Genomic DNA, 15,191 nt, shown 5'->3' with positions numbered 1-15,191 from the left:
GTGACCAAGGCTTTGACACAGAATATAAAAATCTTTTTACAATCTTTGATAGTTTCCGGGATCAAAGATTTTGTTATCTCTCCAGGTTCACGGAGTACCCCAGTGGTGATTTTATTGGCTGAGATGGCAAAAAATAATGACTTGAATTTGTTTATTGATGTTGATGAACGAAGCGCCAGTTTTTTTGGGCTTGGTTTGTCAAAGAAAAATCGTCGACCGATTGCTTTGATCTGTACTTCAGGGACTGCTGCCACTGAATATGCTTCAGCAATTGCAGAAGCTAAATTATCACAGGTCCCTTTAGTCGTCATCACGACTGATCGTCCGATGGAGTTGTCCAATATTGGAGCACCTCAAGCAATCGATCAAATGAAATTATACGGATCAAATACTAAAGATTTTGTTTCTTTTGACCTTCAAACAGCCGTTGATACTATCAAAGATTACGTTACCTTTGAGACTCAGCGGATCGTCTTAGCTGCTCAAAAGCGTCCGATAGCTCCGGTTCAAATAAATTTACCTTTTAGAAAACCGCTGATGCCGGAATTAAATACTGAAGATCCAATCGTGAAAAAAATTGCGGCTATCAATTCAGAAACTCGTTTGAATCAAAAGTTCATCGATCACTTGAGTGGACGTAAGCTAGTCATTTTGGCCGGACCAGAAGTCAAAGATTATCATCAAGAGTTATTGGCACTAGCTCAGAAACAAAATATTCCCGTCATTGCTGATGTATTATCTAATATTCGTCAAAATTCTCCTGAAGTCATCACTAACTTTGATCAAATCGTCAAAAATTATGATTTATCAGAAAATAGCGACTATCGACCTGATGTCGTGATCAGATTTGGTGGGACCTTGGTTTCAGCACCGACTTCCAGATGGTTGCAAGCAATCGAAAGTGAGACCGAGATCATTAACGTGGCCAATAATGGATTAGCCGATCACACGCTCAGCAGTAATGAGACTGTCGATATCGACGAGTTAGATCTGATCGAACAACTGACTATCGAGGGATTAACAAGTGAACCACAATTTACGGAAAGACTATTGAAGCTAAGTCATCAAGTAGCCAACTATCAAACTAGATATCTCGAAAATGATTTTTCAGAATTGATGATCCCACAAATTTTGGATGAGCATTTACCTGAAGATGCCAACATTTTTTTGAGCAATAGTATGCCTGTCCGTGACTTCGAAAACTTCTATCAAGGCAAAGAAACTCGTCAAATATACTGTAATCGCGGTGCCAATGGAATCGATGGAGTCGTTTCGACTGCCCTTGGCGTGAGTGCTTTTTCAAGTGATAACTACCTGTTGATTGGTGATTTGGCACTGTTTCATGATATGAATGGCTTGATGATGGCCAAGAGATATGACCTCTCTTTGACAATCATTGTTATCAATAACAATGGTGGGGGGATATTCTCTTTCTTGCCACAGGCCGATGCTAAAGAGTATTTTGAGCAACTCTTTGGAACACCTCAAGATATTGATTTTGATCAGGTCGCCAAACTTTATGGTTTCGACTATTATCAGGCGACTGACCAAGCTGAATTGATTGCTAGTCTATCGACTCCCAAACATCAAAAAATCATTGAAGTCACTAGTGATCGAATCAAGAATTTACAAGATCATCGTGATTTTGATGCTGGTCTTAAAAAGGAATTGAACAACTATGTCAAAAATAACCATTAATGGCGTTGATTATCATTATCAGACTAAAATAACTGATCCAAGTCAGCATGTTTTTGTCATGCTGCATGGTTTTCTAGGTTCTAAACATGACTTTGATAAAAGTATCAAAGATTTTTCAGGTCAATATTTGACTATAGATTTGTTAGGGTTTGCCGATAATCGACAGCAATCGATTGAGCCTAGTCGCTTTTCACAAAGTCAACAAATTGCTGATCTGAGTCAGATATTTACTGCGTTGTCTTTAAAGAACATTTATTTATGTGGCTATTCAATGGGTGGCAGGATCGCCATTGCTTTTGCATTGAAGTATCCCCAAATGATCAAGCATTTGATTTTGGAAAGTACCACAGCCGGTATTGCTGATAAAGAACGACGGCTGCAGCGACAAATTCATGACCACAGATTAGCTGATAAGGTATTACAAGTTGGCATGGATGATTTCATTCATGATTGGGAAAATATGCCTTTATTTGCTAGCCAAAAGAATACTTCTGAAACTGATTTTGCTTTCATGCATCAACAACGCATTGATCAAGACCCGACTAATGTAGCCAATTCTTTGCGAGAAATGGGAACAGGCCAGCAACCTAATCATTGGGATGAATTGGATACTTTGAATGATCTACCGGTCGATATCATTGCGGGCGAAAAAGATCAGAAATTTGTTAAAATTGGCCATTTATTGCAGCAGAAGATACCATCAGCCAAACTTTCGATTGTATCTGGCGTTGGTCACAATATTCATTTTGAAGCTCCAAAATATTTTGCTGATTTTTTGATGAAGTTGGTCTAAGCAACTGATACTTTCATATACAAAAATTAATGTTATCCTATTAGCATTAGATATAAAAATGAACAATCAGTTAGGAGTTATTTTATGATCAGTTTCATCGGGACCGATTTAGATGGGACCCTTTTAAATAGTCAAAGTGAGATCTCGCAAGTTAATCGACGGGCGATTCGTTTGGCAGTCAGCCAAGGGATGCAATTTGCCATTTGTTCAGGTCGAACTTTGAACTCAGTCAAACAGTATTTAGAACGTGATTTGAAAGTACCTGGGTATAAAATTTTATTGAATGGGGCTGTGATTGTTGATCCAAATGGTCATTTACTTAATGATCATCCACTTGATCCCAAAGTGATCGATCAATTGTTGAAAGGGGTCTTGAATGAAGATTTTAAAGTCGTTTTGGATAGTCTAGATACGACTTATATCTCTGATCCTCAATTGAGTGGAGCAACCTATTATCATGGAGTCAGTTCGAAGACCATTTTGGTAAGTTCAATTGAAGGATTTCGAGAAATTGCTCAGAATAAAGATAATGTCATTTATAAGGTTTGCTTCAGTGCCAGTCCACAACAAGCTCAAAAATTAATCAAGATCATTGAATCATATAGTTCTTTACCAGTTGAAGTCAGTCGTTCTGGAAAATATTATTATGAGATCAATCCTTTGAATTGCACGAAATTTTCCGCTTTGCAGAAACTTTCGACCTTTTCACAGATCTCAATCAATGATTTTATGTGTTTCGGTGACTATGGTAATGACTTAGAGATGTTGCGTGGAGTTGGTCATGGGGTCGCTATGGAAAATGCGATGCCAGAGGTCAAAAAAGCTTCCAACCTAGTAACCAAAACCAATAATCAAGACGGGGTTGCCTGGATGCTGAATAAAGTTCTTCGTGGAGAAATCGACTGATCTGTCCGGGAGGGCTTTTTTTATTGGCTAATTTTTCATATAAATAAAGCGTTTACGTTATAATGAATTTGTTGTTTGTAAAACGTGAGGAGGATTGGATGAAAAAAATTATCAATGAGGTTGAAAATATCGTACCTGAGATGATCTCAGGTTTGGTCAGAGTCAATCATGAATTAGTAAAACAGATCCCAAATACTACCGCCGTTGTCAGAAATGATGATGATTTTGCGGATAGCCAGCAAGTTGGCATCGTTTCTGGTGGTGGTAGTGGACATGAACCATTGCACGCTGGTTTCGTTGGCGATGGCATGTTATCAGCTGCTGTTGCGGGCGAGATCTTTACTTCACCAACACCTGATCAAATTTATGAAGCTATCAAGGCCGTTGACCATGGTCAAGGGGTTTTATTGATCGTTAAGAACTATTCTGGCGATGTGATGAACTTCGACATGGCTAAAGAAATGGCAGAGGCTGATGACATCAAGGTCAAGTCGATCGTTGTCGATGATGATATTTCTGTTGAAAACAGTGAATTTACTCAAGGTAAACGTGGCGTTGCTGGGACCGTCTTAGTTGAAAAGATCATTGGTGCAGCTGCTCGGGCTGGCAAGTCACTTGATGAGTTGGAACAACTAGGCAAGACCGTTATCGAGAATACCAAGACTATCGGTATCGCTTTACATGCAGCTACTGTGCCTGCAGTCGGTCATCCTGGATTTGAGCTGAAGGATGACGAGATTGAATTTGGCATTGGTATTCACAATGAACGTGGATATTCGATCGAGAAGATCAGCAAGTCAAAACAATTAGCCGCTGATTTAGTAAATAAAATCACAAAAGATTTCGCTAAGAAAGATGGTAAATTTGCTGTTCTCGTTAATGGTATGGGTGCTACTCCGCTAATGGAACAATTTATTTTCGCCAATGATGTTCTCGACCAGTTAAAGAAACAAAATATTGAGGTTGGATTTAGTAAAGTTGGCAATATGGTCACCTCGCTTGATATGCAAGGTTTATCTTTGACTATAATGAAAGTGGACGATGACTGGATAAAATGGCTGAAAGAGCCTGTAAAAACGATTGCATGGTAGGTGAAAAAAAGATGAAATTAGAATTAACGAATGCTGAACAATGGATCAAATTATTTACCAGTAAGTTGGATGAAAATGTGTCAACTTTGAATGAGTTGGATACTGCTATTGGTGATGGAGATCATGGGACTAATATGGAGCGTGGAGCTAAAGCGGTCAAAGAAGCTCTAGATAAGCAGACGCCTGCTGATTTATCCGCCTTATTCAAGACGACTGCATTTGCGATGATCCAAAAAGTTGGCGGAGCCTCAGGTCCTTTGTATGGGACGGCCTTTTTAGATATGTCCAAGGCGGCCAAAGATGAAGCTGACTTAGCTAAATTAGTTCAAGTTGGTGCTGATGGCATTAAAAGACGTGGACAATCAGATGTTAAGATGAAAACGATGATCGATGTTTGGCAACCAGTTGCCGACGATTTAAGTGCTGGTCCGTTGACAGCTGATCAGGTCGATCAAGCCTTGCAATCAACAAAAGGTATGGTTGCAACTAAAGGCCGGGCTAGTTATTTGGAAGAAAAATCCGTCGGTCATCTTGATCCCGGATCACAATCCAGTGCCTATTTATTCGACTCATTAATTGAAGCGTTAGGAGAAAAATAATGAAATATGGAATCGTGATAGTTTCTCATTCACCAAAAATAGCTGAAGGTGTCAAAGATTTGATTAGCCAAGCTGCACCAAGTCTTTCGATAACATATGCTGGTGGGACTGACGAAGGTAAGATCGGTTCATCATTAGAAAATATCCAAAAAGCTTTTGATGACAATCAAGGTCAGACTATCTTGGCATTTTATGATCTGGGAAGTTCGAAGATGAATCTAGAAATGTTCCTCGAAATGACCGACAAAGATGTCCATAAATATGACGTGGCCTTGGTAGAAGGAGCCTATACAGCCGCTACACTAGCTGAGATAGATTCTCCGTTGACCACGATTGAAGATAGCTTGAAAAAATTGAAGATCAAGTAAATTAAAATACTAAAAAATGTGCTGATTTTTTAAAAATCGGCACATTTTTTTATTTTCTGAAATTAATTTTAAAAATTTTGCTTTTAAATCTGATTATCGTAGTTTTATGGTTGATTATTATGAATGTAGTCATAATTTAGGAAATTATATTTGTAAAATAGAAACGACATAATTGTGAAGAACTATTGAAGAAACCGCTTACATGCAGTATTATCGAGTACATAGGGAAGGAGAGGATTTCACAATGAAAAAGAAATCAATAATTGCCTTATTATTTGGTTTGTTTTTTGCCGTTATTGGATTTACTGGACTGGTCAATACCAGTTATGCTTCAAATGACTACCCAGTAGTTTTCGTTAATGGCTTAACAGGCTGGGGACGTGGCGAAGATGGCGACAACCTTTATTGGGGCGGCACTACTACTGATATTATTAAAGATTTAAATTATGGTACCAATGGTAAAACACCTAACGCTCTTGAAGGTACAGTCAGTCCATATAGTAGTGACTATGATCGGGCAGTGGAACTTTATTATTACATCAAAGGTGGTACCGTTGATTATGGTAAAGTCCATGCTGAAAAATATGGTCATGATCGTTATGGGAGAACATTCCCAGGTATCTATCCACAATGGAATGGCACTAATAAAGTCCATCTATTAGGTCATTCAATGGGTGGTCAAACCGTTCGTGAGTTAGATACATTACTCAGAAATGGTAGTCCTGAAGAAGTTAAGGCTACTGGCTCAGACACTAGTTCACTATTTCAAGGTGGCAAGGATTGGGTCGATTCAGTCGTAACTGTTGCTGCACCTTCTAATGGTACGCCAACTGCCACTGATGTTGGTAATTTGCAAGTCGTTAGAAACTTGCTTTATACTGGTGCCATTATGGGCGTCAAAGTTCCAAAGGTAGTCATTTCAAATGATTACAAGCTTGACCAATGGGGATTGACTAGAAAACAAGGTCAATCAAGTTTGAGCTTTTTGAAATCTGCTGTTAATAGTAAGGTTTGGAAGACAACTGATAACTCACTTTACGATTTAACAACTAAAGGGGCAAATTCGATCAATGCCAGAACTGATCTTGCTCCTGATGAACACTACTTTACTTATTCCGGTATTGCAACAAAACCCAATGCATTAGGACGTTATGTTCCAATGTCAACGATGAATTCAGTCGATGTTATCGGAGCAGCTTATATTGGTGCTCATGGTAACGATCCAAGATGGTGGCCAAACGATGGTGAAGTGCCAGTTATTTCGGCACAATATCCATTGAACCAAGCTGCTGTCAGAGATGACGATACACCTGATACCCAGACAGGTGTATGGCAATATAACGATCCAGAACAAGGTTGGGATCATAAGGACTTCATTCTTGCAGATACTAAACAGGCTGCAAGTTTGAGAAACCCAATGGTCAATTTCTATGACAATATTGTTCAAAAGTTACATGCACTAGATTAAAACTATTTTTTAACTTCATTTCATTTCTATTCCTATCTCAAATAATCCTCAAAAGTGAAGTGCTTTGAAAATGCCTTAGTGGCATTTTCAAAGCACTTTTTTTGTCATATATGCTTGATTAAGCTGACCAAGGAAAAAATAACTGTTAAGTTAGGCGAGTATCGGCAATATAATAGGTTTTCGTGGTAGAATAAATTTGATGTTTTATATAAAATAAACAAATAAATTTCTGCTATATTAAATTTAAATCATTGGGGTTTTATAAATGGTAAAAGTATTTTCTGAAGGATACGTTAAAACTGACGAACAAATTGTAAAAAGTCGTCAAAATGCACGCGATGAAGAAAATTATTTAGTTGATGAGATACCGGAAAATTGTGCTTTGCTAAATATTACAATGCGGATTCCGGGTCCAATTAAAAATAATCGTTACATTAGTCGGGCATTTAATATTGTAGTTAATGAGTTTTTGAAAAAATATAAAGTTTTAAAGGAAGTTTTGTGGGATCTATCCAGTGGACCACAGGCCTTTTTGATAATTGAAATGGATGCAGCTTATTTAAAACAGCAAGCAGTCAATTACGAAGAAGAAGAACCACTAGGCCCAATTTCAGAAATCAGTGTTTTTGGCGTTGTTAATGATAATGTTTCTGAAGTTACCCGCAAAGAATTGGATCTTGAACCGCGGACGTGCCTTCTTTGCGACCGTCAGGCTGATGAGTGTCAAACACAACAAAATCATACTTTGGACGAATTACGTCAAAGGGTGGATCAGATCATTAATCAATACGTTAATTTTTGAGGCTTAACTTTTGTTTATGTCTTAAACAAAAGTTATACCCGAGAAAATATCACTTGAGATCACCGATTATATTAATAGAATCGATGATTTTTTTTATAGTTAACAGCAAAATACCTAATATCAATTTCTATCACATGATATTAATAATAAAATAGTCATTTTTGACATTTTTAACCTCAATTGATGATATGATTTAATAAACAATTGGAGGGATAAAAGGAGATTAAGTAAGATGAGTATGTATTTGATTGTTAATATTATTGGAATTATCGTATTTTTAGCCATCGGTGTTTTATTCTCAAAACATCGTAAAAAAATCCAGTGGCGTTCGATTATTGTAATGGTCGTTTTGAATTTGGTCTTAGCTTGGTTTTTGACCAGCATGAGTGTCGGTCGTGATATTGTCTCTGGTGCAGCAGCCGGTTTTGATTGGCTGGTTCAAGTTGCGTATGTCGGGATTGAATTCGCCTTGCCTAGTTGGGTCCATGTCAAAAGTATGGACTTCGTTACCAGTGCCTTATTACCGATCCTATTGATCGTCCCGCTCTTCGATATCCTAACTTATATCGGAGTTTTACCGTTCATCATTAAATGGATCGGAAAAGGTTTGTCAGCAATCACTGGACAGCCTAGATTCGAATCATTCTTCGCTGTTGAAATGATGTTTTTAGGTAATACTGAAGCTTTAGCTGTATCAGGTTTACAGCTTAAGAAAATGAAGGCTGAGCGGAACGTTACCTTAGCCATGATGTCAATGAGTTGTGTCACAGCATCGATCATTGGTGCATATATTCAAATGATGCCGGGGCAGTTTATTTTAACCGCGATACCGATCAATATTATTAATGCAATTATTGTGACAAGTTTATTAAATCCAGTTACGGTCGATCCAAGTGAAGATACAGTTGCCACGGTCAGTGATACTGATGATAATGGCAAGAAGGAACCATTTTTCTCATTCTTGGGTGATTCGATCCTCGGTGCTGGAAAATTGATCTTGATTATCACAGCTAATGTTATTGCTTTCGTTGCCTTGGCCGCCTTGATCGATAAAGTTCTCCAATTAGTCAATCCATGGCTGACTTTGGAACACATCTTAGGAGTCATCATGTATCCATTTGCCTGGTTGTTGGGTCTAAGCTCACATGATTCATTCCAAATGGCTCAATATATGGGTACCAAATTAGTTACTAACGAATTCGTAGTAATGGGCAAGGTCACAAAAATCATCAATGACTTTGATCCACACTTCAAAGCTGTTCTGACCGTCTTCATTACTTCATTTGCTAACTTTTCAACTTTAGGAATGATCATTGGTTGTTTCAAAGGGATCGTTGATAAGCAAAAAAATGATGTCATCTCAAAAAATGTTGGATACATGTTACTTTCAGGTATCCTAGTATCCTTGCTTTCGGCAGGCTTCGTTGGCTTGTTTGTTTGGTAATAAATCTTAATAAACTAAAAAAGACAATCAGCATTTTCTTTCTGCAGATTGTCTTTTTTGATTTCATTTTATTCGGAGATCCATCGGAAGATCGTCTCGACATTATCGACCCAAGTATCCCAAGAATGATTTCCGGATACTTCGTGCCAAGTATAATTTTTACCGATTTTATTTGTCATGAAATTTTTGAAGTCGAGATTATCTTGATACATATAATCATCCGTTCCACAAATAGTCATGATCTTTTGGCTGTAATTTTTATTAGAGACAATATTGACCAACTGATTGTCAGCAATTTTCTCAGGACTATCAAAAATCGTATCAAAAGTGTTGTTAGCCATCGGTGTTTGCGGGTTATTACGGAAATGGATGATATCTGTAATCGGTGAAAGTGCCGCTACATGACTGAAAAGATCAGGATTTTTGAAACCTATTTTCAGAGCACCATAACCGCCCATACTGGAACCCGCAATGAAGTTTTCAGCTTTATTAGTTGCTAACGGTAGATTGTTTCTTAATTTGTCGATCAATTCATCGACAAAGAATGAATAGTAGGGGATGAAATCAGAATCGGTATAAAAGGCATTCCTAGCTTCTGGCATGACGACGGCAATGTTATATTTACGAGCTAGTTTTTCGATGTTTGTATGTCTGATCCAGGCCGAATCATCGCCGGTGTATCCGTGAAGTAGAAATAAAGTTGGATATTCTTTTTCATTCGTATCAGGAATGACTGCGGTGGTTTTGAAATAAGTATGTAAATAATTCGTCCGATAACTTAAATTTATAAGTGACAAGACAAAACCTCCTTAAGTTATTATCATTAGTAGTATAACAAATCTTCAAAAAAAGTAATAAGGAGGAAAACTATGATGAATAAAACACTGACCTTTCCATTGAAACTCAATCAATTGACTTCGATCGATATTCATGTATCCACACAGAAGGGATCTAGTACCTTAAAAGTCGACCGTCGGGTAATTGGACAACTGAAATCATTAGGGACCTTAGATGAGACGATAACGCGCATAGCCGACCATTTTGGTGTTGAGTATCGAGGTGGACAGCTATTCATCAAGGTTCCAGAAAATCAACTGAAGATGGGGAAGGATAAAATTTTACAAACAATCGTGATTTTGGCCACAAAAAAATGAGTACTGTCTTTTGACGAGTACTCATTTTTAATTGATTAAATAAAGTTGACGACTTGCATTAAGATTGGAACAACGACAACGAATAGTACGGTTGAGGTCGTAACTAAGTTAGTTGCATAATCGACGTCACCATGTGCTTGATCAACTAAGATAGGCAAGACCGCTAATCCTGGAGCAGCTGCTTGGATAATCAAAGTACTTGATTCAAGTTGTGGTAAGCCATGTCCCATTGAAGCGCCCAATAGAACAAAGCCAATCATGATAGCTGGTGCGAAGATGAAACGACCGATCAAAGCCCAGATAGTATCTTTGTCGAATCTGATTGATTTCAAACCTGCATCGGCTAAGATGATACCGATATAGATAAGTGACATTGGTGTAACGATACCACCGACCATATCTAATGTCTTAGTGATCCAATCAGGGATTGGAATAGCCAACAATAGGAATACTAATGAAACTAAGAAACCAACTAGAGGAGCTGGTAAAAGTTTTCTCCAGTTGAAGTCTTTTTTCTGACTCTTTTCAACAGTTGGATCATCACCGGAGATGAAGAAGACACCGATTGCCCAAGTTGAAATAGTGTTCATAACATAGTAAACCAAGAAGTAAGGTAAACTCTTTGTACCGAATAGAGCCATGTTCAATGGTAGTCCAATGAAAATTGTATTAGCATTGGCGAACATGTTGATGAAAGTACCACGACGACCTTTTCTGATCCGTAAGATCTTTGTCATCAACCAAGCTACGATGTAACTGACGGCAAAACTTCCGAAAGCGAAAATAAGTCCACCGGATAAACTAGCTAATTTATCTCGGCTAAGGTATTTCAAAACTGAAACGAAGATTGAGGCAGGTAGGGCAATGTTCATGATCAAGAATGAAATGTTCCCCTTGAACTCATCACCGAGCCGACCAGAATTACGAAGCCAAAAACCAAGTGCAATCACAATAACGATTTCGGCAACGCTCTCTAATGAAGTAATAAATGCTCCCATTATGATATCCCCTTATTATTTGAATAGTTTAATTAATATTTAGGTTCCCACTTGAAGTCTTCAACAGCTGATTTGGCATCTGTTGAGTCACTCAAGTTTTCCTTGATTGCTTGATCAGCAACGCCTTCAGCAACAGTTAAACTAAATTGGTCCAATTTAGTAACTGGAGGCAATACTGCAGCACCAGGTTGTTCAGGATCAACGATCCCACCAAGTGAGTGAGCGGCACGGTTGATCATTCCGTCAGAAAGTAATTTAGCATTAACAGCTAATGCACCTAAACCAAGTCCTGGATAAACCAAAGCGTTATTTGCTTGACCAATGTTGTAGTCAACGCCGTTGTAGTTGATAGGACCAGCAGGAACACCAGTGGCAACTAACGCTTTTCCATCAGTCCACTTGATCAAATCATTAGCTGTTGCTTCAGCTAATTTAGTTGGGTTTGAAAGAGGGAAGATGATTGGACGTTCTGTATGAGCGGCCATTTCTGTAACGATTTCTTTAGTGAATGCGCCAGGTTGTGTTGAAGTACCAACTAAGATAGTAGGATGAACTTCTTTAACAACTGAAGCTAGGTCAGTAAGTTGATCAGCATTGTCGAATTCACTACGGTCACGAGCAAATGGTTCTTGCTCTGGTGTTAGACCTTCTGTATCTGTGAACAATAGACCTTGTTTGTCGACCATGTAGAAACGTTTTTTAGCTTCTTCTTCAGACAAGCCTTCTTCGACCATGGCATCAAAAATACGTTTTAAGATACCAGCACCGGCAGTACCTGCACCAAATGAAACATAAACTTGGTCAGTTAATTTTTGCTTAGAAATATTTAGTGAGCCCAAAATACCAGCCAAAGTGATGATACCTGTTCCTTGAATATCGTCATTGAAAGTCAAGATCTTATCTTTATATTTGTTTAAAATGTTAGCAGCATTGCTACGTCCAAAGTCCTCAAAATGTAAGTACATGTTTGGGAAAGTCTTTTCAGCAATGTCAACGAACTTATCAACAAAGTTGTAATACTTGTCACCTGTGGCACGATTTTCATGATTACCAAGATATAGGTCATCATCTAATAATTTTTGATTATTAGTACCTACATCCAAGACAACAGGTAAAACAGATTTAGGATCAATGCCTGCAGCAGCGGTATAAACCATCAATTTACCAACAGAAATGTCGACACCTTGAAGTCCCCAGTCACCGATACCTAAGATTCCTTCACCGTCAGTAACCACGATCAATTTAATGTCACGGTCACCAGCAGCATTTTTCAAAGTTTTTTCGATATTGTCTTGATCATAAATTGAAAGATAAGCAGCGTTTTGTGGATCCACAAACAAACGACTGTAATTTTCAATTGTGTCAGCAATAGTTGGATCGTAAACAACTGGCATGAATTCATTGACGTGTTCACTGAATAACTTAAAGAAAAGTACTCGATTTTCATTGAAGATGTCCATCAAGAAAATTCTCTTAGCAAGATCAGAGTCACGTTTTTGATATTGTGCGTAAGTTTGTTCAACTTGTTGGTCCAAAGTTTGAACGAAAGGAGGAAGTAATCCTTCAAGTGAAAGATCCTTTCTTTCTTGTTCAGTAAAAGCAGTTCCCTTATTAACAAATGGGTTATTTAATACATTAAAACCTTTTTCAGTCATAAAAATGCCTCCCGTTTAATTACTTTGTGTACTATAAACCCTTATAAATTTTATAGTCAAATGTGTTATAATTAATAAAAAATATTTATAGGTGAAAATATGAATGTTAAGGATTTAAAGTATTTTGTTAAGCTGCAGGAGTTGAAGAGTTATTCCGACACGGCTCATTATTTCGGCGTAAGTCAGCCAACTATTACATATGCCGTCAAAAGATTAGAGACTGAGTATCAAACTGAATTGATCGTTCGTAAGAGTTATGCTAATTCGGTAACTTTGACTCATGCTGGTGATCAAATCTTAGCCCACGCAAAAAAAATCCTCCGCGAAGACCATTTGATGCAAAAAGATTTGCAGAGGATCAGGGACAGTCGAATCAAAATGGGCTTTCCACCAATCATTACCAATTATTTAGTCCCACTTGTTTTTGATCAGTTGCGGGACAATGATCTCCTGTCAAGGATCGAGCCAGTTCGTTCAGGTTCAAAGGAGTTGCTCGATAAGTTATATAATGGTGATATCGATATCGCACTATTAGGGACGACACGGATCCCAGAAAATGGTAATTTTGATTTTAATATCATCAAAGTCCACAATTTCAAGATCATTGCCAGTTCAGAGCGTCAATTTCCTAAAGAATTAAAGATACGTGACCTACAAAATGAGGATGTTTTGATTTTAGATGAAAGTTCTGTTCATCAATTGATCGTCAATAATATAATCGAGAAGTACAATGTTTTTACCAATGTTATTTATCAAACTAGTGATTACCGACTTTTGCTCGATTTAGTTAAGCGCAATAAAGGCATCAGTTTGATAACGGAGACGGCCTTACAAGTTGTTGAAGGGATCCAAGAGCTGAATGTCGTAGATGAGACATTCCCACCATTTTATATCATGTTGATCTACCGTAGTTCATTGAAGGCTGGTCCACATACGCAAAAGATAATTGATATTTTTAGTGAATTATGATTAACTAATCAAATTTGATGGACCAATAATTTGTCTTTTTCATAAAAATTTTGTATTATTCAGACGTAATCAGCAATGATTACATAAACAGATTTAAAAACAATACTAACTCCTATATAATCTATTTCATAATCTATATCAGATAACAGACTCCTCGAAGTGATTTCAAAGAGTCAGAAACCTTGAACGGGATATTTCTGTAAAACGAAATGTCTCGTTTTTTGTGGCTATTTTAATTTAAAATCTGAAAATATTACTAATAACGAAAATATTGTAGTGGTAAAATTTTTAAGCAAATATAAATAATTAAATGATTAGATATTGCTTATTCAAGGTATACAAAATTGTTTATAAATACTATACTGGTATAGACCTAAAGATTATGAGTCTATTGGTAAGACTATAAGAATAACTATTTTGGGTAATTGTGATCGTTAGTCAAAATAACTGGGTGATTGGATACCTCTTCTATTTATCTAAGAAAACTTTGGGATAGTTTGCTCAGTAAAATATATCCAATTTATTGTCATTTCTACCGAGGTAGGAATGATTTGAATCACCGGATTAGACTAGACTGTATTTGACAGTCCAAAACAAAATATCGTATCAATTCAACTTAGAATTGATACGATATTTTTTCTTTAAAACTGTATTTTGATTAAATAGTCGAAGTAATTATTATATTTTCGACTATCAAATAACTATAAAATGATATTATTCAGAGGCTGCTAGCTGACAATTTTTGATTGATATTTAATATTTTTGAGCAACTAATATTATTAATTGTATGGATAATATTTTGACTGAAAAATTGTCAAAATGATTTTGGTAAAAGAATATTAAAATCAGTCTTAGCATGACTTTGTCAGCCATTTCAGTATGGTATAATTTTGACTGATAATGTAATTTAGGAGTAATGATACTAATGAAATTCACGAACGAACAACAAAAAAACATTGCTGCTGATGCTTTAAAGGAAAATGACTATAAAGCAATCGGGCAAAAGTATGATATTTCATATCAACAAGTTGCAGCTTGGGTTCGTAAATATCAAGCTGAGTTAACTGGTGAAGAGAAATCGACTGATTCTACAAGGAATAGCAAAAAAGAGCAGACGGATAATCAAAAGTCATCAAAAGTAGATAAAGATGACCAGGCTTCCACTTTAGATGTCTTGAGTCGTCGTGATCCCGTTTTAGAAAAACAGTTAGAAGACGTCAAACGTCGTTTAGGTTTGATCAAATAG

Annotated in this window: 15 protein-coding genes; 12 read left to right on the top strand and 3 right to left on the bottom strand. The window is 37.1% G+C overall.

Annotated elements, in window-relative coordinates:
* From menD to FC27_RS02515, 9 genes are all read left to right on the top strand, one after another.
* Nucleotides 1-1,698 (top strand): 2-succinyl-5-enolpyruvyl-6-hydroxy-3-cyclohexene-1-carboxylic-acid synthase, encoded by a 1,698-nt coding sequence (gene menD, locus FC27_RS02555; RefSeq protein ID WP_010623785.1) that lies wholly within the window; start codon nucleotides 1-3, stop codon nucleotides 1,696-1,698.
* A complete protein-coding gene (gene menH / locus FC27_RS02550; protein WP_010623784.1) occupies nucleotides 1,679-2,491 on the top strand; it encodes a 2-succinyl-6-hydroxy-2,4-cyclohexadiene-1-carboxylate synthase in 813 nt (270 codons plus the stop codon). The genes menD and menH overlap by 20 nt, the downstream gene beginning before the upstream one ends.
* An 84-nt stretch (nucleotides 2,492-2,575) precedes the next feature.
* A complete protein-coding gene (locus FC27_RS02545; protein WP_010623783.1) occupies nucleotides 2,576-3,397 on the top strand; it encodes a Cof-type HAD-IIB family hydrolase in 822 nt (273 codons plus the stop codon).
* A gap of 98 nt (nucleotides 3,398-3,495) precedes the next feature.
* The gene (gene dhaK, locus FC27_RS02540; protein ID WP_010623782.1) at nucleotides 3,496-4,488 is read left to right on the top strand and encodes a dihydroxyacetone kinase subunit DhaK; all 993 of its coding nucleotides are present in this window, start codon (nucleotides 3,496-3,498) and stop codon (nucleotides 4,486-4,488) included.
* Nucleotides 4,489-4,499: 11 nt separating this feature from the next.
* Nucleotides 4,500-5,087, top strand: a complete 588-nt coding sequence (gene dhaL, locus FC27_RS02535; RefSeq protein WP_010623781.1) for a dihydroxyacetone kinase subunit DhaL — start codon at nucleotides 4,500-4,502, stop codon at nucleotides 5,085-5,087.
* Nucleotides 5,087-5,455: a dihydroxyacetone kinase phosphoryl donor subunit DhaM gene (gene dhaM, locus FC27_RS02530; RefSeq protein ID WP_010623780.1), complete on the top strand. Its 369-nt coding sequence runs from the start codon at nucleotides 5,087-5,089 to the stop codon at nucleotides 5,453-5,455. The genes dhaL and dhaM overlap by 1 nt, the downstream gene beginning before the upstream one ends.
* 244 nt (nucleotides 5,456-5,699) lie before the next feature.
* A complete protein-coding gene (locus FC27_RS02525) occupies nucleotides 5,700-6,923 on the top strand; it encodes an esterase/lipase family protein (protein ID WP_010623779.1) in 1,224 nt (407 codons plus the stop codon).
* A 265-nt stretch (nucleotides 6,924-7,188) separates the two neighbouring features.
* Entirely contained in the window at nucleotides 7,189-7,725 is a 537-nt protein-coding gene (citX, locus tag FC27_RS02520; protein ID WP_010623778.1) for a citrate lyase holo-[acyl-carrier protein] synthase, read from the top strand.
* A gap of 238 nt (nucleotides 7,726-7,963) precedes the next feature.
* A complete protein-coding gene (locus FC27_RS02515; RefSeq protein WP_010623777.1) occupies nucleotides 7,964-9,169 on the top strand; it encodes a NupC/NupG family nucleoside CNT transporter in 1,206 nt (401 codons plus the stop codon).
* 68 nt (nucleotides 9,170-9,237) lie between these two features.
* Here FC27_RS02515 and FC27_RS02510 read toward each other — a convergent pair whose 3' ends face one another.
* Nucleotides 9,238-9,966, bottom strand: coding sequence for an alpha/beta hydrolase (locus FC27_RS02510; RefSeq protein WP_010623776.1), 729 nt, complete (start codon nucleotides 9,964-9,966; stop codon nucleotides 9,238-9,240).
* Between the two features lie 72 nt (nucleotides 9,967-10,038).
* On the opposite strand from FC27_RS02510, the gene FC27_RS02505 reads away from it, so the two are divergent.
* On the top strand, nucleotides 10,039-10,323 hold the full coding sequence (locus FC27_RS02505) for a hypothetical protein (RefSeq protein WP_029508112.1): 285 nt from the start codon (nucleotides 10,039-10,041) through the stop codon (nucleotides 10,321-10,323).
* Nucleotides 10,324-10,358: 35 nt separating this feature from the next.
* On the opposite strand, the gene FC27_RS02500 is transcribed toward FC27_RS02505, so the two are convergent.
* Nucleotides 10,359-11,321 carry an AEC family transporter gene (locus tag FC27_RS02500; RefSeq protein ID WP_010623774.1) on the bottom strand — a complete coding sequence of 321 codons (963 nt, stop codon included), beginning with the start codon at nucleotides 11,319-11,321 and terminating at the stop codon, nucleotides 10,359-10,361.
* Nucleotides 11,322-11,353: 32 nt separating this feature from the next.
* Nucleotides 11,354-12,976 carry a malolactic enzyme gene (locus tag FC27_RS02495; protein ID WP_010623773.1) on the bottom strand — a complete coding sequence of 541 codons (1,623 nt, stop codon included), beginning with the start codon at nucleotides 12,974-12,976 and terminating at the stop codon, nucleotides 11,354-11,356.
* Between the two features lie 99 nt (nucleotides 12,977-13,075).
* Here FC27_RS02495 and FC27_RS02490 point away from each other — a divergent pair, with 99 nt between their 5' ends.
* The gene (locus FC27_RS02490) at nucleotides 13,076-13,945 is read left to right on the top strand and encodes a LysR family transcriptional regulator (protein ID WP_010623772.1); all 870 of its coding nucleotides are present in this window, start codon (nucleotides 13,076-13,078) and stop codon (nucleotides 13,943-13,945) included.
* A gap of 925 nt (nucleotides 13,946-14,870) precedes the next feature.
* Complete coding sequence (locus FC27_RS02485; protein WP_010623771.1) at nucleotides 14,871-15,191, top strand: helix-turn-helix domain-containing protein; 321 nt, start codon at nucleotides 14,871-14,873, stop codon at nucleotides 15,189-15,191.

It is taken from the genome of Companilactobacillus versmoldensis DSM 14857 = KCTC 3814 (assembly GCF_001434295.1).
GTDB classification, from domain to species: domain Bacteria; phylum Bacillota; class Bacilli; order Lactobacillales; family Lactobacillaceae; genus Companilactobacillus; species Companilactobacillus versmoldensis.
This window is presented reverse-complemented; position numbering and strand designations above follow the sequence as displayed.